The following is a 25782-nucleotide window of genomic DNA, read 5'->3' on the forward strand; positions in this document are numbered from 1 at the left end:
GGTGAAGCATGGGCGGGGGCTGGGGAAAGTCTATCTCGTTGGCGCGGGTCCGGGCGACCCGAAGCTGATTACGGTGCGCGGGCTGGAAGCGATCGAGCGGGCGGACGCCGTCGTGTACGACCGGCTGGCGAACCCGAAGCTGCTCCGGCATGCGAAGCCGGGCGCGGACAAAATTTTCGTGGGCAAGCTGCCCGATAAGCATATGATCAAGCAGGAGGAAATCAGCCGGCTGCTCGTCGACCTGGCGCTGCAGGGCAAAACGGTCACGCGGCTCAAGGGCGGCGATCCGAGCGTATTCGGCCGCGTCGGCGAGGAGGCGGAGCTGCTAGCGGAGCACGGCATCGAATTCGAGATCGTGCCCGGCATCACGTCGGCGATCGCCGTGCCGGCCTATGCCGGCATTCCGGTGACGCACCGCGATTTCACCTCCTCGTTCTCGGTCGTAACCGGCCACGAGTACCCGAACAAGACGTATTCGAACGTCAACTGGGAAAATCTCGCGAACGCGTCCGGGACGATCGTCTTCCTGATGGGCGTGGCCAATATCGGCACGATCTGCGGCGAGCTGATGGCGCACGGGCGCGATCCGGATACGCCCGGCGCCGTCATCCGGATGGGCACGTGGATGGAGCAGCGGACGGTCGTCGGCACGCTTGCCACGCTGCCGACGCTCGTGAAGGAAGCCGGCTTGCAGTCGCCGGCGATCATTATCGTCGGCGACGTCGTGAAGCTGCGCGAGAAGCTCGCCTGGTTCGAGAAGCGGCCGCTGTTCGGCAAGCGGGTGCTCGTCACCCGGGCGCGGGAGCAGGCGAGCGAGCTCGTCCGGCTCATCGAGGAGCGGGGCGGCGAGGCGGTCGAGTTCCCCGTCATCCGCATCCGGCGGCCGGAACGGGCCGAGACGGTGCGGGCCGTTGACGAGGCGCTTCGCCGGCTGGAGGAGTACGATTGGATTTTGTTCACGAGCGCAAACGGCGTCGAGTATACGTTCGAGCGAATGCGCGAGCTGCGCGTCGACGTTCGGCAAATGTACCGCGCCAAAATCGCCGCCGTCGGCCCGAAAACGCAGGAGGCGCTGGCGGCGCGCGGCTTGATCGCGGACTTGGTGCCGAACGCCGGCTTCCAAGCCGAGTCGCTGCTCGAGCTGCTGCAAAGCTTCGTGACGCCCGGGGAGCGCGTGCTGCTGCCGAAGGGCGACCTGGCCCGTCCGGTGCTGGCCGACGGGCTGCGGCGGTTCGGCGCGCACGTGACCGAGGCGGACGTGTACGAGAACGTGCCGTCTCTCGACGGCGGCGAGGAGGCGCTCGCGATGCTGCGAGCCGGCGCGGTACAGGCGGTCGCGTTCACGAGCTCGTCGACGGTGACGAACCTGCTCGAGGCGCTCCGCCGTCTCGGAGAGCCGGACCCGGTCGGCCTGCTGAACGGCGTCGGCTTATACGTCATCGGACCGGTCACGGCCAAGACGGCGGCGGAGGCGGGCCTGCGCGTGACGGCCTCGGCCGACGAAGCGACGATCGAGTCGCTCGTCGAGGCGATGGCGCGCTGACGAGGGGAACGCGGTCGGCGATTGAACCTTTTATACAACCAAGGCATCGATCTACAAACGAAAGGACGGGAACCGTCATGACTTTTCCTACTGTACGCAACCGCCGGCTTCGCGCTTCGGCCGCTCTTCGCAGCATGGTGCGGGAGACGAGCTTGTCGGCGAACGACTTCATCTATCCGTTGTTCGTAACCGAAGGAACCGGGGTGCGCGAGGAAATCGCCTCGATGCCCGGCGTCTACCATTTGTCGCTCGACCTGCTGGAGGAGGAAATCCGCGAGGTCGCTTCGCTCGGCATCCAGGCGGTGCTTCTGTTCGGCGTGCCGGATCATAAGGACGAGCTCGGCTCGGAGGCGTACGGCAACAATTCGATCGTACAGCGCGCCACGCGCAAGGTGAAGGAATGGTGCCCGGACCTGCTCGTCGTGGCCGACACGTGTCTGTGCCAGTATACGAGCCACGGCCATTGCGGCGTCATCCGGCGCGACGAGCGGACCGGCCGCGTCGACGTCGACAACGACGCGTCGCTCGAGCTGCTCGTCAAGACGGCGGTATCGCAGGCGGAGGCGGGGGCGGACATCATCGCGCCGTCGAACATGATGGACGGCTTCGTTCACGCCATTCGCGCCGGATTGGACGAGGCGGGCTTCGAGCACGTGCCGGTCATGTCCTACTCGGTCAAATACGCGTCCGCGTTCTACGGTCCGTTCCGCGACGCGGCCCATTCGACGCCGCAGTTCGGCGACCGGAAGACGTATCAGATGGACCCGGCGAACGTACGCGAAGCGGTCCGCGAGGCGGAGAGCGATGTCGCCGAAGGCGCCGACATGCTTATGGTGAAGCCGGCGCTCGCTTACATGGACGTCATCCGGCTGCTGAAGGAGCAGTTCGACCTGCCGGTCGTCGCGTACAACGTCAGCGCCGAATATTCGATGGTCAAGGCGGCCGCCATGCAAGGCTGGCTGGACGAACGAGCGATCGTGCTCGAGACGCTGCTCGGCATGAAGCGGGCGGGTGCGGACATTATCATTACGTATTTCGCCAAAGACGCGGCGCGCTGGCTGCAGCAGCGCTGACGCGACGGCGCTAGAAAACGCAAAAAGGGCTCCGCCGGTGCTTCCGGTCGAGCCCTTCGTTATGACGTCTCCGCGTTCAAGAACGGTCCCCCCAACTGTTTCTAACGTTACGGATTGCCCGAGAACATCCAGCCGCAGACGCCGATCAGCACGACGGCGCCGAAAAACCAATAGCTGAACGTGCGTACGGGCTTCGGCAGCATGCCGTACCGGCTCGCGCGGGCCTCCTCTCCGACCGTCCGGTCGCGTTCTGTATTCCTTCTTTTCACATCGTCCCTCCTCCTTTCGAAAACGTTTTCATCTCCCCTTTATTCATTAAACGCACCGGTGAGCAAAAAGTTTCAGCCATACCGGTCCGATCGCGAAATTTTCATACGGTTTTGTCAAAGTTTTGTCGGATTATGCCGGACGTATCGGTTGTTACGCCGTCCGAAATCGGGCATAATGGAAGGGGTAATGGGAGAACTTGCATCTCCGACAGCGCGGATACGAAAGAGGAGAACCGACTATGGCTTACAACGACACATTCATCCGGGCATGCCGCAAGCAGCCCGTCGACCGGCTGCCGGTCTGGTACATGCGGCAGGCGGGACGGTACGATCCGGACTACCGGAAAATCAAAGAAAAGCATTCGCTGCTCGACATATGCCGGCAGCCGGACTTGGCGGCCGAGGTAACGCTCATGCCGATCCGCAAGCTGGGCGTCGACGCGGCGATTTTGTATTCGGACATCATGAATCCGGTCGCCTCTCTCGGCATCGACTTCGATATCGTCAAAAACGTCGGCCCGGTCATAGACAATCCGATCCGGACGGCGGAAGACGTACGCAAGCTTCTGCCGATCGACGTCGAGGGCGACCTGTCGCATATTATCGAGACGATTCGCATTCTCGACCGGGAGCTGACCGTCCCGTTGATCACGTTCGCGGGGGCGCCGTTCACGATCGCCAGCTACCTGATCGAAGGCCGTCCGTCCAAAAGCTATATCCGAACGAAGGAAATGATGTACGGCGCGCCGGACGTCTGGTTCTCGCTCATGGACAAGCTCGGCGACATGGTCATTACGTATTTGAAGGCGCATATCGCGGCCGGCGCGAAGGCGGTTCAAGTGTTCGACAGCTGGGTCGGGTCGCTGGCGCCGCGCGATTTCCGGACGTTCGTGCTGCCGACGATCGCCCGCATCTTCCGCGAGCTTAGCGATTTGCCTCAGCCGAAAATTTATTTCCCCGGCGTCAGCTCGGGCGAGCTGCTCGCCGATTTGCAAGGCATCGAAGCCGACGTCATCGGCCTCGACTGGCGGGTGCCGATTCCGGAAGGCCGTCGCCGGCTGGGTGACCGGTACGCCGTGCAGGGCAATCTCGACCCGTACGTGCTGACCGCGCCGATGGACGTCATCGAGCGCCATGCGAAGGATGTCATCGACGAAGGGATCCAAAGTCCCGGCTACATTTTCAACCTCGGTCACGGCTTGTTCCCGGAAGCTTCGCTCGACAAGCTGAAATCGTTGACCGAGTTCATTCACCGGTATTCCGAAGACGCTCTCGGGCGGCTTGGGGTCGCGAAGGGAGCGAACTGAATTGGCCAAACGGAAAATCGGCGTCCTCGTCATGTCGTACGGCACGCCGGCCAGCATGGACCAGATCGAAGCCTACTATACGCACATCCGTCGCGGCTCGCCGCCTTCGCCCGAGCAGCTGAAGGCGCTCACCGACCGGTACGAGGCGATCGTCGGCGGATTTTTCCCGCTTCGCGAAAACACGAACCGCCAAGTGGAGCAGCTGGAGCTTACGTTGAATCGCGATCATTCGGACGTCGAATACAAGTGCTACCAAGGGCTGAAGCACGCATCGCCGTTCATCGAGGACGGCGTGAAGCAGATGGCCGAGGACGGCATCCGCGAGGCGGTCGGCGTCGTGCTGGCGCCTCATTACTCGGTCATGAGCGTCGGCGGCTATATCAAGCGGGCGCAGGAGGCGGCGGAGCCGCTCGGCTTGTCCATGCGGTTCGTCAAAAGCTACCATCTGCACCCGCAGCTCATCCGGGCGCTCGCCGAACGGGTCGATTCGTCGCTGGCGTCGTTCGGGGACGTTCCGAAGGAGAACGTCCGGGTCATATTCACGGCACACAGCTTGCCCGAAAAAATTGTCGAAATGGGCGACCCGTACCCGGACCAGCTGCTCGAATCGTCGAAGGCGGTGGCGGAGCGAGTCGGTATCGCGAATTGGCAGTTCGCCTGGCAAAGCGCCGGTCAGACGGCGACGCCGTGGCTCGGCCCGGATATTCTCGACGTGCTGGAGACGATTCATCGGGAAGAGGGCGTCGAAAACGTGCTGCTCTGTCCGATCGGCTTCGTCTCGGATCACCTGGAGGTGCTCTACGACATCGACATCGAGTGCAAGAAGCTGGCGGAGCACCTCGGCATGCGGCTCGAGCGGACCGCATCGCTGAACACGGACCCGCTGTACATGGAAACGCTGAGCGACGTCGTGTCCGAACGGCTGCGGCAGCCGGAATAACCGGGTAGCGGCCGCCGAGGAGGCGGCGAGAGGACGAGGAGCGAGCAAGCGGCATTCATCGGGGGACATGCGAAAGACGCGGCCATAGCGGCCGCGTCTCGTATTGGCGGAGCGAAGCGAAAGCATGCCGGCGTACGTCCGGCTGCGTCCGCGCTTAGCTTCCGGATCTTAATTTATCGAGATGGAGCGTAAATTCGTTCATCGCCACCGAAATGACGCCGCGGTCTTCGAGATCGCGCATTACCTGCATGAGCACGTTTTTTTGCACGCCGGCCATTCGCGATATTTCGTCGAAGTTGAGCGCGAGCTTCACCTGGATCGTGTGGCCTTGCCGCGAACCGTGCTTGTTGGCGAGCAGGATCAAGTTTTTGACGACGCGGGATCGCGCATCGAGGAACGTCAAGTCGTGCACGTGCTGGTTCGTGTCCCGAAGACGCTGGGCCAGCTCCTGCATGATGCAGAGCGTAATTTCGAAGTTCCACTTGAGCAGCTCGAGAAAGTTGTTCGCGCTCAGTGCGATCATGACGGAATCTTCGAGCGCCTGGGCGCTGGCCGACCGCGGCTTGCCGTCGATCAGCGAAAGCTCGCCGAAGCTGTCGCCGGACTTGAAGATGGCCAATATTTTCTCGTCGCCCGACTGGTTGGACATGTACAGCTTGACCGAGCCGGAATGGACGATATAGAAGACAGAGCCCGGCTCTTTCTCCCGGAACAGGATCGTCCCCGCCTTGAACTGCTTCTTGGTGCAGATGTCGGCAATGTAGCCGAGCTGCTTGTCGTTCAGCTTGTAAAATAGCGGTACTTGCTGAAGAAAGTCGATCATGTTCGATAAAACCTCGCTTTGCCTTATGCCATCACCTGCCTATTTTACCACACCGAAGGAGGGGATGGGAATGGCATTTCGCGAAGGGAATCTCAAGCGAAGTCAGGAGCGTGAACGTATGGCGGAACATAGTCAAGGCCGCGTCGACCGGAAATCCGCAGCGGCATTCGAGGAAGCGAAGCGGTACATTCCGGGCGGTGTCAACAGTCCGGTCCGGGCGTTCAAGTCGGTCGGCTTGACGCCCGCTTTCATAGAGCGGGGAAGCGGCTCGCGCGTCTACGACATCGACGGCAACGCGTTCATCGATTATGTCGGCTCGTGGGGGCCGCTCATCGTGGGGCACGCGCATCCGGAGGTCGTCGAGGCGATCAAGCGGACGGCGGAGAAAGGGACGAGCTTCGGCGCTCCCACGGAGCTGGAGACGGCGATGGCGAAGCTCGTCTGCGAGCGGGTGCCCTCGATCGAGGTCGTCCGAATGGTCAACTCCGGCACGGAGGCGACGATGAGCGCGCTCCGGCTGGCGAGAGGATATACGGGACGGCACAAAATTTTGAAGTTCGAAGGCTGCTATCACGGCCATGCCGATTCGCTGCTGATCAAAGCCGGCTCCGGTGTCGCCACGCTCGGCTTGCCGGATAGCCCTGGCGTCCCCGAGGGCGTCGCGGTCAACACGATAACGGTACCTTACAACGATCTGGAGTCGGTGAAGCTCGCGTTCGAGAAGTTCGGCGAAGAGATCGCCGCCGTCATCGTCGAGCCGATCGCCGGCAATATGGGCGTCGTGCCGCCGCTGCCCGGCTTTCTGCAAGGGCTGCGCGACGTGACGAGCCGGTATGGCAGCCTGCTCATCTTCGACGAGGTGATGACCGGCTTCCGCGTCGGCTTTCACTGCGCGCAAGGGCTGTTCGGCATTACGCCCGACTTGACGTGCCTCGGCAAAGTAATCGGAGGCGGCCTGCCGGTAGGCGCGTACGGCGGACGCCGCGATATTATGGAACGGATGGCGCCGAGCGGTCCGATTTACCAGGCGGGGACGCTGTCCGGCAATCCGCTGGCGATGGCGGCCGGCTATACGACGCTGAAGCTGCTGGAGCGGCCGGGGCTGTACGAGGAGCTGGAGCGCAAGTCGGCCCGGCTCGAGGAAGGGTTTTTGCGCAACGCGAAGGAGCTCGGCGTCGAATCGACGATCAACCGGGTCGGCTCGATGGTATGTCCGTTTTTCACGGCGACGAAGGTCGTCAATTACGAGACGGCCAAAACGTCCGACTTGGCGCGCTTCGGCCGCTATTTCGGCGCCCTGCTCGATTTGGGCGTCAGCGTTGCCCCGTCGCAGTTCGAAGGCATGTTCGTCTCGGCCGCGCATACCGACGAGGATATCGAGACGACGATCGGCGCGCATTACGAAGCGTTGAAACGGTCGGCGGTTTAACTTATCGAAAGACGGCATCCGTCGCTTGGCGGGCCGTCTTTTCTTATGGATTCGAACGCAAAAATGGCGGCCGCGAGGGCCGCCATTGGCGTACGTATGTATCTTATTTTGCGGTTCCGCTCGTCCCCGTAGTCGTTCCCGCGGTCGTTCCCGACGTTGTCCCGGATCCGCTTCCCGTTCCGGGCGTTGTGGTGCCCGTCCCCGTTCCCGCCGGAGGCTTCGTCGTGGTCGTTCCGCCTGTCGTCCCGCCGGTAGTGCCGCCTGTCGGAGGGAGGGTCGTCTGGCCGGTGCCGCTTCCGCCCGCTGCAGGGGGCGGCGTCGCGGTCCCCGTACCCGTTCCTGTTTCTGTTCCGGAGCTGCCGGTGCCGGTCCCGGCGGGAGGCTTCGCCGTCCCGCCGTCCGTGGCGCTACCGCCCGTACCGGTTCCGGTACCCGACGTGCCGCCGGGAGCGGTCGTGCCCGCGCCGCCTTGCCCCGTGCCGGTCGACCCCCCGCCGGTAGCGCCGCCGCCGTTCGAGGCGCCGCCCGCCGGCGTGCCGGAGCCGGACGTGCTGCCGCCGGCGTCCGGCTTCGTCGTACCGGTCGAACCGCCGCCCGTCGGCGTGCCCGAGCCTGCGCCGGTCGAGCCGGTGCCGCCGGACGTTTCCGGCGGTTTCGTGGCCGGCGGCTTCGCCGTGCCTCCGGAGGTGCCCGTTTTCGCGGGATCCTCCGTTTTGGCCGGCTCCGTCTTTTTCGGCTGGTTCGCCTGCTGTTTTTTGATCTGCTCCTGCTCTTTCAAGAAGTCCGGATGGTCGTAAGCGCCGCCCGGATCGATCGTCTGCAAACCGTCCCAGATGCGATCGACCTTGTAGCTGGCCGGATCGTCGAAGACGAGAATGCCGGAAGGCAGTCTCCGCTCGCCGTACCGGCTCGAAGGCTTCGTCACGACCTCGCCCTTGACGACGAGCTCGGACGACGCTCCGCCGTCCATCATGCCGGCGTTTACCGCGCCTTCCTTCAGCAGCAAATCCTGCACTTCCTTCAGCGTAGCGCCTACGCTGTGCGTCTGCCGGCCGTCGATGACGACGAAGATGAGCGTGCCGTCTTCCCGCTGCCCGATCGCCGTGCGCGGGGCGCGTCCCCAACCGCCGTCGCCGTTCGTAATTTGCGGATTGCCGTTGGCGATGAGCCGCGGGGCGAGAAACGAGACGGCGTCCGTCACGCCGAGCTCCCGAAGCTCGGTCAGGCTGTATTTGCCGACGACGAGCGTGCCTTCCTTCGTAAAGCCGACGATATGCTGCGCCGTATAAGCGTCGACGTCGGAATAAACCGGCTCCGAGCCGGACATAATGAGTCCGATCGGGGCGAATCCGTTGCCGAGCCCGTCCGGGTCGATGAAGCCGCCGCCGTTGATGCCGGCGACCGCGCCCGTCCGCTCCACCATCGAGCTGATGCGCTCGCCTTCGCCCGCCTTGTGCGGCACGACGACGCGAATGGACGTCGGGTCGTAGACGTAAATCATTTTGCCCTTCCAAAACTGTCCCGAAATGTCCTTCACTTCGCTGATCAATTCGTCGACGGACCGGGCTTTGCGGTTGTGCTTGATCAAGCCCATGTTCTGCTTCTCGAGCGCGGACGTTTCGGTGAACTGATGCGACATTTTGACCATATAGTCGCGCTTGTCCGCGCCGACGAATATCCAAGCCCAATCCCGGTGCTGCGTGGAAATGACGGTTTGCGCCAAAAATTCCCGGATCGACAGCCCCGGCGGCGTCAAATATAAAAAGCTGGACGTTGCGAACGTAAGAAGCGCGATCGCCAGCAGCGATTTTTTCAACCAGCTCCATCCTCCGAGCTGCCTTCTGGTTTGCGCAAGTAGCTGGATGGTCGTATTCACGCTAGTCCTCCCCCTTGATTGGTGAAACTCCCCTTTTGCCCATCAACCTCCATCATATCATAATCCCGTTTGGATTTGGATGAAGTGTTTGATAAAATAATAGGAAATACCGGTGAAAACAGGTGAAATTCAGCATGAAGCGATATTACGTGTTCGACTTCCCGTTGGAGATGTACGGGATCGGCTTGTTGTTCGGAGTCGCGCTGCTCGCGATCGTTTTCGCGGCTTATCGCAGGACGAGAAAAGCGAGAGGAAGCGGCGATTGACGGAGGTTGGACGAGGCGTCCCGATGGGGGCGCCGATACGAGTTTATGCCGGGATGATAGGGCGTAGAAGGCAAGGCGGCGGAGTATGGACCTCGTTCATGCTCCGTTTTTGTTTGCAGGAACAAGCTCGGGACGCCCGCACCGGCGTAGGAAGGAAGCCGGCTTCCCGGCGATGCGTCTCGGGACGCTGCGGCAGCGCCGGCACGAGCCCGAGCCTTAGCGGGCGCCGAGCGAACTATTTTCAAAAACCAGTCATGCTCCCCTTTCTTCGTCCATATGAATGTATAGAACGCTTCTTGTGCATGCCAACATCGGCAGGACGTTATGGAAGGAGGAGTTACGGTGAGCGAACAGCAGTCCGGTCTGCGTTTCGACATTTACGAGCGCGTTCATTTGCCGGAAGAGGTGTCCGCGATTGTGGAGCTGGACGAGGTCGAGCTTTCCCCGCAAATCCGCGTTGCCGTCGAAGGGGATCAAGCGGTGGTAAAAGGTTGTCTGCTTCTCACGGGCACGTATACGGGACAAGCGGAGGGAGACGCGCGCGAAACGAAGGCGCTCGAGCATACGATTCCGGTCGAAATTACGCTACCGATGAGCCGCATCCGCAGCGTGGAGGACATCTCCGTCGAAATCGACAATTTCGACGTCGACTTGTTGTCGGAGCGCAGTCTGAACGTGACCGGCGTTCTTTCCTTGAACGGCATCGAGATGGTATCCGGGGGCGCATCCGAGGCGTGGCGGGACGAGGAGGAAGTCGTCTTCGTCCATGAGGCGGCGCAGGCGGACGAGTCGCCGCAGTACGGCGACATTTCGCTGCCGCCGCGGCAGATGAACGTTCCCCGAGCCGGCTTCTGGGCGGAAGCGGCCGAAGAGCCGGAAGTGCCGGCGTCGGCGCATGAGGCGGAGCCGGAAACCGAGCCGGCCGTTCCCGTCGTCGCCGAAGCCGAGGCCGAGGCTGCAAGCGAGCCGGTCGTCCCCGTCTTCGCCGAGACGAGCGCGGGCCCGATCCGCGACCAGCTTCCCGAGGATACGTATGAAGACTACGAGGTGCTGGCCAATTACGACAGCTTGAAGACGGAGGGCGCCCCGGAGGAAGACGCCGTCTCCGCGGCGGAAGCGGTAGAGGCGTCGGTTCAGGAGGAGCCGGATAAAGGCGAGATGAAAATCGCCTTCGGCAGCAAAAAGGCGGAGGCCGGCCAGCCGTTCGATTTGAAGTCGTACGTCAGCAAAACCGACGAGTACCGCTTCTCGGGGCCGACCCGGGGATACCGCAACGAGCCGGCTCCTGTGCCCGCCGCCGCGCCTGTCGCCGAGACGGGCGGGGCGGACGCGCTGGAATGGAAAAACTTGTTCCTCTCCGCAAGCGAGGAGCAGCAGTTCCGCAAAGTACGGCTCTGCATCGTCCACAAAGACGATACGATCGAATCGATCGCGAAGAAGTACGACCGCAAGCCGCAAGAAATTCGGCTGTACAACGGACTGAGCGATCAGGACGTGTCGGAAGGTCAAGTGATCTACATCCCGTAACGAAAAGCTTCAAAAACGTCCCCGGCCCGCTGAAGCGGCGCCGGGGACGTTTTTGGCTTCATGGAAAGTCGGTTCAGTAGACGTTCAGCAAAAAACCGAGGTAGATGAGGAAAAGCGCGAACAAAATAAAGACGTCGAGCCCGGTGGGCAGCAGCAGCGTCCGTACGAACTGCACGCAAATGAGCGGAAAAATGACCCCTTTGACGGAATAGCGAATTTTCCACCACCATTTGTCCATGGTCGTTCACCCCGTTTCGCGAATCGGTTCCACCTGCAAAGTATGATTCGCCTCTGCTTTATGTGTATGAAGCCCCGTCCGTTGGATATGCTGATGCTATACGGAAAAACGTCAAGAAACGGAGGCGGGCCTTCGTGCCTTCGGCGGTTCATTCGATTTACCAGGCGGTTTGGATTACGCTGCTCATCGCGCTGGCCATCTACGTCGTGAAGGAAATGACGAAGCGCGATTGAGCGGCGGCCGCATTGACGCGGAACTCCAAAATGTTTAATATAGTGTATAAATGCAGCAATCGCACAACGACATTGAAAGGGAGTAGTAGGCAGCGAACCCTTCAGAGAGCGGACCGTTACACGCTGAGAGGAGCCGCAGGACGTACCTGTCGAAGTCGCCCCGGAGTCGCCGGACTTGTTCCGGCCGGCCGCAGCCGTTATCTGCTTAAAGTGTCGCGCTTTGCGCCCGGGATGCGGGCCGACGGCGCGGAATAAAGGTGGTACCACGGAAGCAAGCCTTTCGTCCTTTGCGGCGAAGGCTTTTTTTGTTTTTTTCGCTCCGCTTTTTCTCTGCGGTGGAACCAAACGGGAGGTAGTAATCATGACGGATATTCAAGAGACGAAAGCCCAGCCGTCGGTATCGATGCCGACGACGTACGATCCGAAATCGGCGGAAGCCAAATGGTACGAGTACTGGTTGAAGAACGGCGTCTTCGAGGCGGGCAAGCGCCCGGACGCGAAGCCGTATACGATCGTCATCCCGCCGCCGAACGTGACGGGGATGCTCCATATCGGCCACGCGCTGGACTGCACGCTGCAGGACATCATGATCCGGCTGAAGCGGATGCAGGGCTACGACGCCCTGTGGCTGCCGGGTATGGACCATGCGGGCATCGCCACGCAGACGAAGGTGGAGCAGAAGCTGCGCGAGGAAGGATTGTCGCGCTACGATCTGGGACGCGAGCCGTTTTTGGAGAAAGTGTGGGAGTGGAAAGACCATTACGCGAAGACGATTCGCGAGCAGTGGGCGAAAGTCGGCTTTTCCGTCGATTATTCGCGCGAGCGGTTCACGTTGGACGAGGGTTTGTCCCGCGCCGTTCGCGAGGTGTTCGTCAAGCTGTACGAGAAAGGGCTCATTTACCGGGGCAACCGGATTATCAACTGGGATCCGGCGGCGCGCACGGCGCTCTCCGACATCGAGGTCGAATATAAAGAGGTGCAGGGCGGCCTCTATCATTTGCAATATCCGCTCAAGGACGGCAGCGGCCATATCGTCGTGGCGACGACCCGTCCGGAAACGATGCTCGGCGATACGGCCGTGGCGGTTCATCCCGACGACGAGCGATACAAGCACATGATCGGCAAAACGCTCGTGCTGCCGGTCGTCGGCCGCGAAATTCCGGTTATCGCGGACGAGTACGTGGAGAAGGAGTTCGGCAGCGGCGCGGTCAAAATAACGCCGGCTCACGATCCGAACGACTTCGAGGTCGGCCAGCGCCACCAGCTGCCGCAAATTCTCGTCATGAACGAATCGGGCGTCATGAACGAGAATGCCGGCCCGTATCAGGGGCTGGACCGGTTCGAATGCCGGAAGAAGCTCGTCTCCGACTTGAAGGAGCAGGGCGTGCTGCTCAAGATCGAAGAGCACGTCCACCAGGTCGGACACAGCGAGCGAAGCGGGGCCGTCGTGGAGCCGTACTTGTCCACGCAATGGTTCGTCAGCATGAAGCCGCTCGCGGATCGGGCGATCGAAGCGCAAAAGTCGGGCCGAGGCGCCAACTTCGTTCCCGACCGGTTCGAGAGAACGTATCTGCAATGGATGGAGAACGTCCGCGATTGGTGCATCTCCCGGCAGCTGTGGTGGGGACACCGCATTCCGGCTTGGTATTGCGACGATTGCGGCGGCGTGACGGTGTCGCGCGAAGACGCGACGGCATGCTCGCATTGCGGAAGCTCCGCGCTGAAGCGGGACGAGGACGTGCTCGACACGTGGTTCAGCTCCGCCCTGTGGCCGTTCTCCACGCTCGGCTGGCCGGACCGGACGCCGGATCTGGAGCGTTATTTCCCGACGAGCCTGCTCGTCACCGGCTACGACATCATTCCGTTCTGGGTGTCGCGGATGATCTTCAGCTCGCTCGAATTTACCGGCCAAATGCCGTTCGAGGACGTGCTCATCCACGGCCTCGTCCGTGACGCGGAAGGGCGGAAGATGTCCAAGTCGCTCGGCAACGGCGTCGACCCGCTCGACGTCATCGAGAAGTACGGCGCGGATGCGATGCGCTACATGCTCTCCACGAGCAGCACGCCGGGGCAGGACCTGCGCTTCCGTTGGGAGCGGGTCGAGCAGGCGCGCAACTTCGCGAACAAAATTTGGAACGCGTCCCGCTTCGCGCTCATGAACCTGGAAGGGTTCACGGCGGCGGACATCGACCTGAGCGGCGAGCTGCGCACGGCGGACCGGTGGATTTTGCACCGGCTGAACGAAACGGCGCGCGAAGCGACCCGCCTGATGGACCAGTACGAGTTCGGCGAAACGGGACGTCAATTGTACAATTTCATCTGGGACGATCTGTGCGACTGGTATATCGAATTCGCCAAGCTGTCGCTGTACGGCGACGACGAGGCGGCGAAGAGGACGACGCAATCCGTGCTCGCTTACGTTCTCGACCGGACGCAGCGGCTCATCCACCCGTTCATGCCGTTTATCAGCGAAGAAATTTGGCAGCATCTGCCGCACGAGGGAGAGACGATCGTGCTGGCGGAATGGCCGGTGTACGACGCGAAATGGGAGGCGCCGGACGCCGTCGCCGAGATGACGCTGCTCATGGACGTCATCCGCGCGGTCCGCAACATTCGGGCCGAAGTGAACGTGCCGATGAGCAAAAAAGTCGAGCTGCTCGTCCGCGCGTCGGGCGACGATACGCTCGCCATTTTGCGCAAAAACGAAGAGTACGTCCGCCGCTTCTGCAACACGTCGAGCCTGGAAATCGCGACCGACGTGCCGAACCCGGACAAGGCGATGACGGCGGTCGTCACCGGAGCCGAGCTGTTCCTACCGTTGGCCGGGCTGATCGACATTTCCCAGGAGGTGGCCCGTCTCGAGAAAGAAGTGCAGTCGCTGAATGCGGAAGTCGAGCGCGTCGAGAAGAAGCTGGCGAACGAAGGCTTCGTCGCCAAAGCGCCGGCGAAAGTGATCGAGGAAGAAAAGGCGAAAATGCGCGATTACGCCGAGAAACGGGAAAAAGTGCTGGCCCGGCTGGCCGAGCTGAAAGGATAACCGGCTTCGCTTGAGCGGGATCGATGCCCGCAACGGGCTCGGAGGGTCGCATCGAGCCGTAAACGGTCTGCGGAGAAAGCTCCGCAGGCCGTTTTCCGGAAATGGACCGATGACCATCAATTTCACGGACCAATTTCATATATTAAAGGGATGAGACGTATGCATGGAGAAACCGATACCGCGATGCCCGCTTTCCGTACGGCGGACGAGGCGGTGGAATGGATCACGGGACGAATGAAGTTCGGCATCCGCCCGGGGATGAAGCGGATGGAAATGTTCATGGAGAAGCTGAACCATCCGGAACGGCGGCTGAAATTCATTCACGTGGCGGGGACGAACGGCAAAGGGTCGACCTGCGCCTTCCTGACGAGCACGCTCGTCTCCTGCGGCTACGACGTAGGCACGTTCACCTCGCCGTACATCGAGCGGTACCAGAACCGGATCCAGTACAACGGGCGCGACATCGACGACGAGTCGCTGCTGGCGCTGACGAACGAGCTGAAGCCGGCGTTCGACGAGATCGCCGAGTCCGAATGGGGCCCCCCGACGATGTTCGAGGTGTCGACGGCGCTCGCCCTTTTGTATTTCGCCCGGGTGACGTATCCGGATTTCGTCGTCTGGGAGACGGGACTCGGCGGACGGCTCGATTCGACGAACGTGGTGACGCCGATCGTGTCGGTCATTACGAACGTAGGGCACGATCATATGGACATTCTTGGCGACACCCTGTCGGCGGTCGCGTCGGAGAAGGCGGGCATCATCAAGCCCGGCGTGCCGGTCGTGACCGCCGTCGAGCAGCCGGAAGCGCTTGACGTCATCCGCCGGACGGCCGCCGAGCGGAAGAGCACGCTGTACGCCCTGAACGACCGGTTCCGCTTCGAGCCGGTTCGGTCCGAGCTCGACCGGCAAACGTTTCATTTCGACGGTCCGTTTCGCCGGATCGACGATGTGGACATTACGTTGAACGGGGCGCACCAGATGAAAAACGCCGCCGTCGTGCTTATGACGCTCGAGGTGCTGCGGCAATATTACGCCGTCGTGCTGGACGAGGAGCCGTTCTTCGAGGGGATGCGGTCGGCCCAATGGCCGGGCCGCCTCGAGCTGGTGAGCCGTTCGCCGCGCATGCTGCTCGACGGCGCGCACAACCCGGAAGGGGCCGAGACGCTGGCGGATGCGCTCCGTTCGATTTACCGGTACGGCAAGCTGCACATGATGATCGCCATGATGCCGACGAAGCAGCACGAAGGCGTACTGCGGCACCTGCTGCCGCTTGCCGATACGCTGATCGTGACCGAGCCCGACTTTTTCAAGAAGGCGGAGGCGGAGACGCTCGCGGAGCTGGCGCGAACGACGCTCGCGGAGCTGAACAAGACGATGGACGTCACCGTGGAACCCGACTGGAAGAAGGCGCTGCAGATGCTGATGGACCGGACCGGCTCCGACGATCTCGCCCTTGTGACGGGGACGCTCTACTTGATCTCCGACGTGCGATCCTGGATGCTGTACCGCAAAGATTCTGACAAAGGCTGGTGAGCAGGGGCGTGAATACGACGGAGCACGTGCATTTTATCGGCATCGGCGGCTACGGCATGAGCGCGATCGCCAAAGTGATGCTCGAGATGGGCTACCGGGTGTCGGGATCGGATTTGGCCGGCCAGGAGCTGACGGAGAAGCTGGCGGCCAAAGGAGCGCAAGTGTTCATCGGCCATGAAGCGAGCCACGTCCGGGGGGCGGACGTCGTCGTTTATTCGACGGCGCTGCCCAAGGACAACGTGGAAATCGCCGAGGCGCAGCGGATGAACATCCCGATTTTGCACCGGTCGCAAATGCTGGCCAGGCTGATGGAGTCCCGCAAAGGGGTAGCCGTCGCGGGAGCTCACGGCAAAACGACGACCACGTCGATGATCTCGCTCGTCATGGAGGAGTGCGGGCTCGATCCGACCTACATTATCGGCGGCGAAATCCTGAACGTGGGCAGCAACGCGAAGGCAGGCGGCGGCGACTACGTCGTCGCGGAAGCCGACGAAAGCGACGGCTCGTTTCTTCAGTACCGACCGTTGTACGCCGTCGTGACGAATATCGAAGCCGACCATCTGGAAAATTACGACGGCGACTTCGGCAAGCTGAAAAAGGCGTACGCGCAGTTTCTCGGCCAGGTGGCGCCCGGCGGCAAGGCGGTCGTCTGCACCGACGATCCGGACGTGCGGGAGGTGCTCGCCTCCGTACCGGTCGGCACGATTTCGTACGGGCTGGAGCCCGAAGCGGACTATCGGGCCGTCGACATCCGGCTCGGCGATCGCCGCGTCGCTTTCGACGTCGTGCACGAGGGCCGGATGCTCGGGACGGTCGAGCTGTCGGTGCCGGGCCGGCATAACGTGTACAACGCGCTGGCCGCGTTCATCGTCTGCCGCGAGGCGGGCGTGCCGTTCGCGGACTTCGCCCGGGCGATCAAGCTGTTCCGCGGCGCGAAGCGGCGGTTCCAGGTGCTGGCCGACGTCGGCGGCATCCTCGTCATCGACGATTACGCGCACCATCCGACGGAAATTCAGGCGACGATCAGCGCCGCGAAGGCGACGGGGAAGCGGATTATCGCGGTGTTCCAGCCGCAGCGGTACACGCGGACGTATTTTCTATTCGAGCCGTTCAGCCGGGCGTTCGGGGAGGCGGACGAGGTGATCATCGCCGACATCTACTCGCCGGCCGGGGAGCGGCAAATCGAAGGCGTCAGCTCGGAGAAGCTCGTCGAGCTGATCAGGAGCAACAGCAATGCGCGCGTCCGGCACATCTCGTCGGTGGACGAGGTGACCGAGTTTTTGCGCGGCTTCGCGGTCAGCGGCGATCTCGTGCTGACGATGGGAGCGGGCGACATTTGGAAGGCGTCGCATGCGCTCGCCAAGACGTTGAACGAACGGGAAGCGCAGCCGCCTTTGAAAGGCTGAAAGCCGGCCGCATTCGCGGATCGCCCAGGGAAAAGAGCCTGCGAGGGCTCTTTTTTGCGTTAATCGTACGGTTTCCGTCATATTGTCCCGCTTGTCCGCATACAGATGAGAACAAGCATGTTCAGGACAAGGAGTGGGCGGGGCATGAACAAGGCGAGAATTACGTACCGATTCGACGAAACGGGGAGAGAAGCGGCGCGCAAGGAGCCGAACCCGGTTATCCCTTTAACGCAAGAAGAATTTACCGTGATCGAGGACGTGCAGCCGATCCGGACGGAGGAACGGCCGCATCGGGCGGAGGAGCCCGAGGAGCATGAGGCGTGGAGCGAACGCGATTTCAGCCGCGGCCGCAGCCGCGATATCATCGACGTGCAGCCGCTCAACCAGTTCACGACCGATTTCGGGGCGTGGAGCAGCCCGTTCGACGCGGAGACGGAGCGGGTGGAGCGGGCGATCCGCGAGTCCGGCGGCGCCCGCGCGCCGGAGCGGGACGAGCGCCCCGCGCAGCCGCCGATCCGGCCGGTGCCGCACCAGCCGTATCCGATCGAGCCGCAGGAGCGGTACGACGGCGAAAGCGGCTACTACGGGACGGACGAGCGGGACGTCCCGTACCGTCGCCGCGGCGACGTCCAGCCGTTCGTCGGCCGCAGCCGGTACGAGCGGCATAACCGGACGCCGTGGCTGAAAATCGTCACGTCGGTGGCGGGTGCGGTCGGGACCGGCGTCCTGATCGGGTATTTCGTCCTGTCGATGTTCGGCGGGGACGAGACGCTGCCCGGAACGGGCGCAACCGCCGGCGCGGGCAAGCCGCCGGCGGCGGCGAACGGGTCGCCGGCAGCGGGACAGACGAAGCCGCCCGCGGCCGAGGCGGCGCCGGCGTCGTCAACGTCGGCCGCGACGGTGGCGGTCAATGTCGCGGCGCAGTCGTATACGCTGCTGCAAAACGGCGTCTTCTCGAACCAGCAGGGCGCCGACGCCGCGGCGGCGGAGCTGAAGAAGCAGGGGCTGGCCGCCTTCGTCCAGCCGTCCGACAAGTTTTACGTCTACGTCGGCATGGCGCCGAGCCGCGACGACGCGCTGGCGCTCAGCCAGCTGCTGCAGGCGAAGGAGCCGAAGACGGAGCTGTTTCTGAAGGCGGTGTCGATGCCGGCCGTCGCCAAAATCAAATGGTCCGGGACGGCCGAGCAGGCCGGTCAGGCGGAGACGTTCCTCGTCCAGAGCCGGAAGCTCGTGCAGACGATCGGAAGCTTCGCCGCCGCCCGGCTGAAGGAAGCGACGCCCGGGGCGATGGACGACGCTACGCTCGCGACGATCAAGACGGCGCATCAGGCGATGAGCGGCGCAGCCGCACCGTTCGCCGCGGGGCTCGCGCAGGAGCAGAAGGCGACGCTCGAGCGGCTCGGCACGGCGATGAGCACCGCCGTCGCGTCGATGGACGAATACAAGAAGAACGCGTCGGCCTCGTACTTGTGGCAAGCGCAAACGGCGCTCATGCAGGCCGCGTTCGCGGAGAGCGAGCTGCTGGCGGCGATCAAGGCGCCGTAATGGGGCGGCGACGCGAATGGAAGCATAGGAAAAAGCCCGCGGCTTCGCGGGCTTTTTCCTATGGGCTGCGCTCGATGCGAGCGAGGCGCGCAGCGGTTTTCCGCCGCCACGCCCGCGCGAGGGCGTCCGGCGCGCGGGGCTTGGCGTTGCGTGACGGTGAAGGTGATGCTGCTGATGCTGCTGCTGCTGCTGCTGATGCTGCTGATGCTGCTGATGCTGCTGATGCTGCTGCTGCTGATGATGATGATGATGATCCTGATGCTGATGGATGGTACTGCTGCTGATGATCCAGACACGGGCGTGCCGCATAACGGGGTTTCATACCCGCCCTGTAATTGACGGGAGTCAGCATCATATTAGCCGGAAAACCTCATGTTAATTTCGGCGGTGCTGATGCACATTCGGGCGTTAGAGGGAAAACGTCCCCCTAATTTTCGTGAATGGGCATCGATCGGAACCAATCGGCCGAAATAGAGGGAGCATTTCCGGTTAAGTTGGTAGGAGGCGGAACGTTCCGTGAATTACCGGGACGATTTCCAGCTAAATGCCGGAGAATGACGTCCCCGTGCCGGTTCCCGTTCCCGCTTACGGCGCCGCCGGGGTTGCCGCCGTACTCGGCGTGCCGCGTGCAGCCGGCGACTCGGTTTGCGAGGCGGTCTCTCCCGAAGGCGAAGGTGCCGGCGTCGCGGATGGCGACGGCGTTGCCGCCGACGGAGACGCCGCCGAGGACGTCGTCGACGGCGCCGAAGCCGCCGATGGCCCCGTCGCCGGAGCGGACTCGGCACTCGCCTCCGACGAGGACGCCGCCGAGGACGTCGGCGCCTTGTCCGCCGCGGCGTCGGGAGCCGCGGTCCTGGCGGACGCCGGCAGCGCGACGTACCGGTCGATCAGGGCGGCCATTTCGGCGCGCGTCATGCTTTTGGCCGGCGCGAACGTCTTGTCGGTCACGCCGTCGAGAATTCCTTTTTGCTTCATCCGGTAAATCGGTCCGGACGCCCAGTACGAAGCAGGGACGTCGGCGAAGTCGGTTTTGCCGGTCCAAGCCGTTTTGTTCGCGCCTTCCGACATCCGCTCCAGCAGGGCGGCCGCTTCGGCGCGGGTTACCGGCTGATCCGGGCGGACCGTGCCGTCCTCGTAGCCGTTGATGAAGCCGAGCTTGAGCGCCTGTCGGAACGTGGCGTACGCCCAGTGCGATTTCGGCAAATCCGGGAACGACGCCGCGTTCGGGACGTCCTTGCTCGGGCTTGTTCCGACCTTTTCCAGCAGCTTCGAGAAGCCGAACAGCCTGTCGCCGACGGTCAGCCATTCCGCACGCGTCATGGGCCGGTCCGGTATGTACCGGTTATCGATGCCTTCCACTATACCTTTGTCCTTCAATCGCAGGACCGCGTCGCGCGCCCAATGGTCCGCCAAGTCGGGGAAAACGGCGGGCAGCGGCAAGTAAGCGGCGATCCCGGCGGCGATCCCGTTCGCCAGCTTTTGCCGCACCGATTCGTCGGCGAGACGGGAGGCGTCGCCGGCGTTGCTCAGGAAGGCGGTTTCCACCAAAATGCTCGGCACTTGTCCCATCCGGATTACGTACGCCGCGCTCGGGACGATGCCTTTGTCGGCGAAGCCCGCTTCGGCCAAGACGTGCTCCAGCACGAGCGAGGCGAGCTTCTTGCTTTCCGGCGTCAGCGCGGCCATCGCGTCGCTGGGCGGGTAGTCTTCCTGCGGATATTGACGGTCGTAGTAAAGGACAAGCGAGCCGCCCACGCCGGAATTCGGATGCGAATTGGCGTGGACCGAGACGAACAGCGAAGGAGCCGCCGCATTCGTCCGCTCGACGCGTTCCGCGAGGCTGATGAAATCGTCGGTCGTACGCGTCAGCACGACGTCGTATCCTTGTCCGAGGAGCAATTGTTTCAGTTTCATGGCAATGTCGAAATTTACATGTTTTTCGTAAAGGCCGTTGACGCCTACCGCGCCGGGGTCCGATCCGCCGTGTCCGGCGTCGACCACGACCGTTTTGGCGGCAAACGCATGCACCGGGGCGGCCATCAGGATGGAGGCCGCCAGAAGCAGCGAGCGAAATCCGTTTCTCATCGTTGTCCAAGTCCCCTCCACCTTACATTGTACATGGAACGTCCGCGCGAAGTATGCAGGAAATATAAACCAAGCGGCGAATCGCGGAGGTCGGTCCGACCCGCTTCGACATCGTTGTCAAGCTTTGTCATTCCGTCGTATAATTAGGTCCGGATGCAGGACAAGTCGCGTACGGAGGAGAGGTCGGTGCTGAATGAAAAAAAACGCGTTCACGCTGGTTCTGTTTTTGCTGCTCGGCTTGCTGGCCGGGGCGATCGTGGCGCAGCTGCTGGAGCCGGTTTCGTGGCTCGGCTTTTTGACGAAATCGGCCGAGATCAAATGGCAGCCGAAAGCCGACCTGAGCGTCGTGAAGTACGATTTGGACATTTTGGTAAAGCTAAACGTTATCAGCCTGCTCGGCATCGCGGCGGCGATCTGGATGTATAGGCGGCTGTAGCCGCGCGAACGCATGTAGTTGAAACGGATGAAAGGGGATACCGGAATGGACCAACCCACTTTGATACTCGCCTCCGGCTCGCCGAGAAGGCAGGAGCTTATTCGCACGCTCGGCTTGCCGTACCGGATCGACGCGGCCGACGTCGACGAATCGATGCCGGAAGGGACGCCGCCGGGCACGTACGTCGAGCAGCTGTCGCTGCGCAAGGCGCGCGCCGTAATAGGACGTGCGAACGCCGGAGAGCCGGGCATCGTCATCGGCTCCGATACGGTGGTCGTCTTGGACGGCCGCATATTGGGCAAGCCCAAAGACGAGGACGACGCCTTCGCGATGCTGAGCGCGATCGAGGGGCGTGCGCATCACGTATATACGGGCATCGCCTGCATCGACGTGCGGACCGGACGGGAGCTCGTCCGCCACGAGACGACGCGCGTCACGATGAAGCCGATGGACGCGGAGCGCATCCGCCGCTATATCGCCACCCGCGAGCCGATGGACAAGGCGGGGGCGTACGCGGTGCAGGGCATCGGGGCGCTGCTCGTGGCCGGGATCGAGGGCGATTTTTTCACCGTCGTCGGCATGTCGGTTCGGCTGCTGGGCGAAATGCTGGAGGAGATGGGCGTACGGGTGCTGTGACCCGTGCGTCTTTTTTGTTGGTTGCGGCGGATTGGGTCGCTTCCTTCGTCGCCGATTGGAATTTTTCCAATGGATGGACCGGCAGGAGACGCCGGAACGGTCGGTCGTTGGATTCTATCCAATTGATTATTCCCCGATAGACCGAGGAAGCGTCATTTCACGGCGATCCATTGGATGATTTCCAATAGAGCTCCAGTTTCGGGCACCTATGAGCTTTTCGATTGGATGAAATCCAATGGAGCTTGCGCCACGTAACCGGGCAGGGGATCTGCCCGGTACGGTGCTGATTATCGAACGACGTCCGCCCCGCGCTTTCATGAGAAATACGACCGCCATTCCGCTAAGCATGGTCCATGTTCGGCGAATGAGCGGGTTTGGAATCAAACACCAACCGCCTATTGACATAACCCCCTCCAGCGACCATAATGTTAAATAATTATTAACGTTTGTGAAAACGGTTCAAATCGTTTTACAACCGAATAGGATAAACGGGTGGAGACGTCGAGAAAATCCCGGAAACCTATCCTTGCATTCGTGCGTTGCGCGGCTGGTAGGCTCCGGCATTGATCGATTTTCTTTATTTATTCGGCCATTTTACCCGGAGCCCGAAAGCCGCAGCGCCCCCAAAAACCAGCGTAAGGAAGTGCGGACCATGATTGAACAAAGCGTGTGGCAAATTTCCCATCTCGACTTGACGCTGCGGATGGTGTTGGCCGCGGTGCTCGGCGGGCTGATCGGGCTGGAGCGGGAATGGAGCAACCATGCCGCCGGGTTTCGGACGCATATTCTCGTCTGCATCGGCTCGGCCTCCATCATGCTGCTGTCGATTTACGGCTTCTCCGAATTCGCCGCCGAGCCGAACGTCCGGATGGACCCGGCGCGTCTGGCGGCGCAAGTCATCAGCGGCATCGGCTTCCTCGGGGCCGGCGCGATCATCCGCAACGGCTCGAGCATCTCCGGCTTGACGACGGCCGCGTCGGTATGGGTCGTCGCCGCGATCGGACTGTCCGTCGGGGCCGGCTTTTATTACGCCTCGGTGCTGGCGACGTTTCTCGTCCTGGTCAGCCTGTTCCTGCTGAACAAGTGGGAGAAGCATCTGCTCCGCCACCGGCGCAACCAGGAAATCGCGATCAAAATTTTCGACAAGCCCGGCAGCTTGGGGCGGATCGCGACGAAGTTCGGCGAGCAGGGCATCCAGATCAAAAACGTCGTCATGCAATCGGTCAACGATTTGTCGGACGGCGACACGGGAGCCGGCGGAACGATGGAGCTCCGCTTCACGCTCCGGACGGCGAACGCCGACAAGCTGCTGCGGGCGATCGACGACATCCTCGCGCTGCCCGACGTCATCGGGCTCGAGTCCGGCTCGCTGCCGACCGTCCGCATGTCCGCGCTGTCCGGCGGGAAGTCGGCGGCAGGCAAAGGCTAGCCGCGCCCGCGGCGTACGAACGAGACCTCCTTCTTGGACGAAGGAGGTCTTCGTTCTCCGCTACGACTCTTAGCCAGACCTCCTTCTTGGACGAAGGAGGTCTTTTTCGTGCGCTTTCATTGATTTGTATCACATTTCATTGATCCGGCAAGTAGGCGCCGCCGCCCCGCTCCCGCTACTATAAAAGCATGCGAACGACGAAACGCGAAAGGGTGGTCGACACTGAAACCAACCGCAACACCGAACGCCGGGCTCGGGCCGGCGGGGCGCGCCGGGCGATCGCGGATTTCGGCCTGGCTCCGTCAATGGGATTTGCAGCTGATGGTGCTGCCGGCGCTCGTCCTCATTCTCGTCTTCAGCTATGTTCCGATGTACGGCGTGCTGATCGCCTTCCAGGACTATTCGGTGTTCAAAGGAATGGGCGACAGCCCGTGGGTCGGTCTGAAGCATTTCAGGGCGTTCCTCGCCTCGCCGGAGCTGCCGCTCGTCATGCGCAACACGATCGTGATCAGCGGCCTGAAGCTGGCCATCGGCTTCCCGGCACCGATCGTCCTCGCGCTCATGCTGAACGAGGTGCGCAGCATGGCGTTCAAGCGCGTCGTGCAGACGGTCAGCTACTTGCCTCATTTCCTGTCGTGGGTGATCGTCGCGAACTTCGCCTTCGCGATGCTGTCGGTCGATAATGGAAGCGTTAACATGCTGCTGGAAAAGCTTCATCTGATCGACAAGCCGATCCCGTTCCTGTCGATGCCCGAACATTTCTGGGCGATTATCGTCGCGACGAACGTGTGGAAGGAAATCGGCTTCGCCTCCATCGTCTACTTGGCGGCGATCGCCGGCATCGATCCGAGCTTGTACGAAGCGGCCGCGATCGACGGCGCCAGCCGATTCCGCATGGCGTTCCAAATTACGCTGCCGTGCATCACGCCGGTCGTCACTGTCTTCTTCATCCTCGCGATCGGCAACCTGCTGAACGCGGGCTTCGAGGACCTGCTCCTGTTCAGCGCGAATCCGGCGCTGCGCGACGTGGCGGACGTTCTCGACACGTACGTGTACCGGATGGGGATCAGCTTGAACCGGTATTCGTTCGCGACGGCGGTCGGCCTGCTCAAGGCGGTCGTCAGCGTCGGTCTGCTCGTCTTGGCCAACTATTGGGCGAGACGTTCCGGCAGCAGCTTATGGTAAGGAGGGACTCGATTGAAGCCGGCCTTTGAAGACCGCATCTACTCGTTCGTCGTACACGTCCTGCTGCTGCTGCTCGCGTTCGCGACGTTTTATCCGTTCTGGAACTCGGCCGTCGTCTCGTTCAACGAAGGATTGGATACGAGCCTCGGCGGCGTCACCTTTTGGCCGCGCCAGTTTTCGCTGGAAAATTACCGGATCGTCCTGAACGACGCGCGGCTGCTGCAAGGCTTTGTCGTCTCAGCCGCCCGAACGGTCGTCGGCACGGTCTGCACGATCGGGATGACCGCGCTGTTCGCGTACGGGATGTCCCGGCGGGAGCTCATCGGGCGCGGCTATTACATGACGTTTTGCGTCGTCACGATGTATTTCAGCGGCGGTTTGATCCCGACCTACCTGCTCATCCGCAGCCTCGGCTTGTTCGATTCGTTCTGGGTGTTCATCGTCCCGTCTTTGGTCAGCGTGTGGAGCATGATCATTTTCCGGACGTTTTTCCGCGAAATTCCGGCGGGGCTGGAGGATGCGGCGCGAATCGACGGCTGCGGCTATTGGGCAACGTTTCTGCGGGTCGTGCTGCCGCTGTCCGGTCCGGTCATCGCGACGCTCTCGCTGTTCACCGCCATCGCGCATTGGAACGACTGGTTCGTCGCCTCGATCTACATCAACAACCAGGATTTGCTGCCCGTCCAAACGCTGCTCAAGCAGTCGCTCGATTCCAACATCGCATCCGAGCAGCTCGGGCAATTGGACTCGGCGGCCCAAAGCCAAGTCGCGAAACGCCAGACGTATACGACCAAGTCGCTGACGATGGCGACGATGATGGTCATCACGGTCCCGATCATTCTCGTCTATCCGTTCGTGCAGCGGTATTTCGTCAAAGGCGTCCTCGTCGGTTCGCTTAAAGAATAAGGGGGCGGACCGCATGAGGGACCGCATCCTGGCGTTTCGGACCGGGAGCCCGAAGACAGG

The 25782-nt window shown here is 62.2% G+C and carries 22 protein-coding genes; 17 read left to right on the forward strand and 5 right to left on the reverse strand.

Annotation, left to right across the window (positions count from 1 at the left end; translation table 11 throughout):
- The first annotated feature begins 1 nt into the window (after window position 1).
- Both cobA and hemB read left to right on the forward strand, forming a co-directional pair.
- On the forward strand, window positions 2–1543 hold the full coding sequence (gene cobA, locus DLM86_RS22325) for a uroporphyrinogen-III C-methyltransferase (protein ID WP_110842282.1): 1542 nt from the start codon (window positions 2–4) through the stop codon (window positions 1541–1543).
- A 77-nt stretch (window positions 1544–1620) separates the two neighbouring features.
- The gene (gene hemB / locus DLM86_RS22330) at window positions 1621–2616 is read left to right on the forward strand and encodes a porphobilinogen synthase (RefSeq protein ID WP_110842283.1); all 996 of its coding nucleotides are present in this window, start codon (window positions 1621–1623) and stop codon (window positions 2614–2616) included.
- Window positions 2617–2723: 107 nt separating this feature from the next.
- Here the strand turns inward: hemB and DLM86_RS32175 are convergent, their stop codons facing one another.
- The gene (locus DLM86_RS32175) at window positions 2724–2885 is read right to left on the reverse strand and encodes a hypothetical protein (protein ID WP_158289617.1); all 162 of its coding nucleotides are present in this window, start codon (window positions 2883–2885) and stop codon (window positions 2724–2726) included.
- Between the two features lie 239 nt (window positions 2886–3124).
- Between DLM86_RS32175 and hemE the strand changes: the two genes are divergently transcribed.
- Complete coding sequence (hemE, locus tag DLM86_RS22335; RefSeq protein WP_110842284.1) at window positions 3125–4192, forward strand: uroporphyrinogen decarboxylase; 1068 nt, start codon at window positions 3125–3127, stop codon at window positions 4190–4192.
- 1 nt (window position 4193) lies between these two features.
- Window positions 4194–5132, forward strand: coding sequence for a ferrochelatase (hemH, locus tag DLM86_RS22340; protein WP_110842285.1), 939 nt, complete (start codon window positions 4194–4196; stop codon window positions 5130–5132).
- 154 nt (window positions 5133–5286) lie between these two features.
- On the opposite strand, the gene DLM86_RS22345 is transcribed toward hemH, so the two are convergent.
- Window positions 5287–5955, reverse strand: coding sequence for a Crp/Fnr family transcriptional regulator (locus DLM86_RS22345; protein WP_110842286.1), 669 nt, complete (start codon window positions 5953–5955; stop codon window positions 5287–5289).
- 118 nt (window positions 5956–6073) lie between these two features.
- On the opposite strand from DLM86_RS22345, the gene hemL reads away from it, so the two are divergent.
- Window positions 6074–7384: a glutamate-1-semialdehyde 2,1-aminomutase gene (gene hemL, locus DLM86_RS22350; protein ID WP_110842287.1), complete on the forward strand. Its 1311-nt coding sequence runs from the start codon at window positions 6074–6076 to the stop codon at window positions 7382–7384.
- 103 nt (window positions 7385–7487) lie between these two features.
- Here the strand turns inward: hemL and DLM86_RS22355 are convergent, their stop codons facing one another.
- A complete protein-coding gene (locus DLM86_RS22355) occupies window positions 7488–9260 on the reverse strand; it encodes a phosphodiester glycosidase family protein (protein ID WP_245954822.1) in 1773 nt (590 codons plus the stop codon).
- A gap of 134 nt (window positions 9261–9394) precedes the next feature.
- Here DLM86_RS22355 and DLM86_RS33035 point away from each other — a divergent pair, with 134 nt between their 5' ends.
- Both DLM86_RS33035 and DLM86_RS22360 read left to right on the forward strand, forming a co-directional pair.
- Window positions 9395–9526 (forward strand): hypothetical protein, encoded by a 132-nt coding sequence (locus tag DLM86_RS33035; protein WP_281272180.1) that lies wholly within the window; start codon window positions 9395–9397, stop codon window positions 9524–9526.
- 342 nt (window positions 9527–9868) lie between these two features.
- A complete protein-coding gene (locus DLM86_RS22360) occupies window positions 9869–11053 on the forward strand; it encodes a LysM peptidoglycan-binding domain-containing protein (RefSeq protein WP_110842289.1) in 1185 nt (394 codons plus the stop codon).
- Between the two features lie 73 nt (window positions 11054–11126).
- Here DLM86_RS22360 and DLM86_RS32395 read toward each other — a convergent pair whose 3' ends face one another.
- On the reverse strand, window positions 11127–11291 hold the full coding sequence (locus tag DLM86_RS32395) for a hypothetical protein (protein WP_170143725.1): 165 nt from the start codon (window positions 11289–11291) through the stop codon (window positions 11127–11129).
- A 594-nt stretch (window positions 11292–11885) separates the two neighbouring features.
- On the opposite strand from DLM86_RS32395, the gene DLM86_RS22365 reads away from it, so the two are divergent.
- The 5 genes from DLM86_RS22365 to DLM86_RS32180 all read left to right on the forward strand — a co-directional run bounded on the left by DLM86_RS22365 (window position 11886) and on the right by DLM86_RS32180 (window position 19384).
- The gene (locus tag DLM86_RS22365; RefSeq protein WP_211326570.1) at window positions 11886–14561 is read left to right on the forward strand and encodes a valine--tRNA ligase; all 2676 of its coding nucleotides are present in this window, start codon (window positions 11886–11888) and stop codon (window positions 14559–14561) included.
- 159 nt (window positions 14562–14720) lie between these two features.
- Entirely contained in the window at window positions 14721–16094 is a 1374-nt protein-coding gene (locus tag DLM86_RS22370; RefSeq protein WP_110842290.1) for a bifunctional folylpolyglutamate synthase/dihydrofolate synthase, read from the forward strand.
- 8 nt (window positions 16095–16102) lie between these two features.
- Window positions 16103–17500, forward strand: a complete 1398-nt coding sequence (gene murC, locus DLM86_RS22375) for a UDP-N-acetylmuramate--L-alanine ligase (RefSeq protein WP_110842291.1) — start codon at window positions 16103–16105, stop codon at window positions 17498–17500.
- A 144-nt stretch (window positions 17501–17644) separates the two neighbouring features.
- Window positions 17645–19045 (forward strand): SPOR domain-containing protein, encoded by a 1401-nt coding sequence (locus tag DLM86_RS22380; protein WP_110842292.1) that lies wholly within the window; start codon window positions 17645–17647, stop codon window positions 19043–19045.
- Window positions 19046–19219: 174 nt separating this feature from the next.
- Entirely contained in the window at window positions 19220–19384 is a 165-nt protein-coding gene (locus DLM86_RS32180; RefSeq protein ID WP_158289618.1) for a hypothetical protein, read from the forward strand.
- A gap of 246 nt (window positions 19385–19630) precedes the next feature.
- Here DLM86_RS32180 and DLM86_RS22390 read toward each other — a convergent pair whose 3' ends face one another.
- Entirely contained in the window at window positions 19631–21130 is a 1500-nt protein-coding gene (locus DLM86_RS22390; RefSeq protein WP_211326571.1) for an N-acetylmuramoyl-L-alanine amidase, read from the reverse strand.
- A 193-nt stretch (window positions 21131–21323) separates the two neighbouring features.
- Here DLM86_RS22390 and DLM86_RS22395 point away from each other — a divergent pair, with 193 nt between their 5' ends.
- The 5 genes from DLM86_RS22395 (at window position 21324) to DLM86_RS22415 (ending at window position 25722) form a co-directional block, all read left to right on the forward strand.
- Entirely contained in the window at window positions 21324–21566 is a 243-nt protein-coding gene (locus DLM86_RS22395; protein WP_110842293.1) for a DUF4321 domain-containing protein, read from the forward strand.
- A 45-nt stretch (window positions 21567–21611) separates the two neighbouring features.
- The gene (locus DLM86_RS22400) at window positions 21612–22202 is read left to right on the forward strand and encodes a Maf family protein (RefSeq protein WP_110842294.1); all 591 of its coding nucleotides are present in this window, start codon (window positions 21612–21614) and stop codon (window positions 22200–22202) included.
- A gap of 652 nt (window positions 22203–22854) precedes the next feature.
- The gene (locus tag DLM86_RS22405; protein WP_110842295.1) at window positions 22855–23631 is read left to right on the forward strand and encodes an MgtC/SapB family protein; all 777 of its coding nucleotides are present in this window, start codon (window positions 22855–22857) and stop codon (window positions 23629–23631) included.
- 321 nt (window positions 23632–23952) lie between these two features.
- The gene (locus DLM86_RS22410) at window positions 23953–24816 is read left to right on the forward strand and encodes an ABC transporter permease (protein WP_110842296.1); all 864 of its coding nucleotides are present in this window, start codon (window positions 23953–23955) and stop codon (window positions 24814–24816) included.
- 12 nt (window positions 24817–24828) lie between these two features.
- The gene (locus DLM86_RS22415) at window positions 24829–25722 is read left to right on the forward strand and encodes a carbohydrate ABC transporter permease (RefSeq protein ID WP_110842297.1); all 894 of its coding nucleotides are present in this window, start codon (window positions 24829–24831) and stop codon (window positions 25720–25722) included.
- The last annotated feature ends 60 nt before the right edge of the window (window positions 25723–25782 follow it).

Origin of the sequence: Paenibacillus flagellatus (assembly GCF_003217775.1) — a bacterium.
In the GTDB taxonomy this organism is placed as follows: domain Bacteria; phylum Bacillota; class Bacilli; order Paenibacillales; family NBRC-103111; genus Paenibacillus_AB; species Paenibacillus_AB flagellatus.

Excerpts from the sequence above, each read along its gene's own strand:
- hemB (WP_110842283.1), top strand. The coding sequence starts at position 1,621 with ATGACTTTTCCTACTGTACGCAACCGCCGGCTTCGCGCTTCGGCCGCT.
- hemE (WP_110842284.1), top strand. The coding sequence starts at position 3,125 with ATGGCTTACAACGACACATTCATCCGGGCATGCCGCAAGCAGCCCGTC.
- DLM86_RS22345 (WP_110842286.1), bottom strand. The coding sequence starts at position 5,955 with ATGATCGACTTTCTTCAGCAAGTACCGCTATTTTACAAGCTGAACGAC.
- hemL (WP_110842287.1), top strand. The coding sequence starts at position 6,074 with ATGGCGGAACATAGTCAAGGCCGCGTCGACCGGAAATCCGCAGCGGCA.
- DLM86_RS33035 (WP_281272180.1), top strand. The coding sequence starts at position 9,395 with ATGAAGCGATATTACGTGTTCGACTTCCCGTTGGAGATGTACGGGATC.
- DLM86_RS32395 (WP_170143725.1), bottom strand. The coding sequence starts at position 11,291 with ATGGACAAATGGTGGTGGAAAATTCGCTATTCCGTCAAAGGGGTCATT.
- DLM86_RS22365 (WP_211326570.1), top strand. The coding sequence starts at position 11,886 with ATGACGGATATTCAAGAGACGAAAGCCCAGCCGTCGGTATCGATGCCG.
- DLM86_RS22370 (WP_110842290.1), top strand. The coding sequence starts at position 14,721 with ATGCATGGAGAAACCGATACCGCGATGCCCGCTTTCCGTACGGCGGAC.
- DLM86_RS22380 (WP_110842292.1), top strand. The coding sequence starts at position 17,645 with ATGAACAAGGCGAGAATTACGTACCGATTCGACGAAACGGGGAGAGAA.
- DLM86_RS32180 (WP_158289618.1), top strand. The coding sequence starts at position 19,220 with ATGCTGCTGCTGCTGCTGCTGATGCTGCTGATGCTGCTGATGCTGCTG.
- DLM86_RS22390 (WP_211326571.1), bottom strand. The coding sequence starts at position 21,130 with ATGAGAAACGGATTTCGCTCGCTGCTTCTGGCGGCCTCCATCCTGATG.
- DLM86_RS22395 (WP_110842293.1), top strand. The coding sequence starts at position 21,324 with ATGAAAAAAAACGCGTTCACGCTGGTTCTGTTTTTGCTGCTCGGCTTG.
- DLM86_RS22400 (WP_110842294.1), top strand. The coding sequence starts at position 21,612 with ATGGACCAACCCACTTTGATACTCGCCTCCGGCTCGCCGAGAAGGCAG.
- DLM86_RS22405 (WP_110842295.1), top strand. The coding sequence starts at position 22,855 with ATGATTGAACAAAGCGTGTGGCAAATTTCCCATCTCGACTTGACGCTG.
- DLM86_RS22410 (WP_110842296.1), top strand. The coding sequence starts at position 23,953 with ATGGTGCTGCCGGCGCTCGTCCTCATTCTCGTCTTCAGCTATGTTCCG.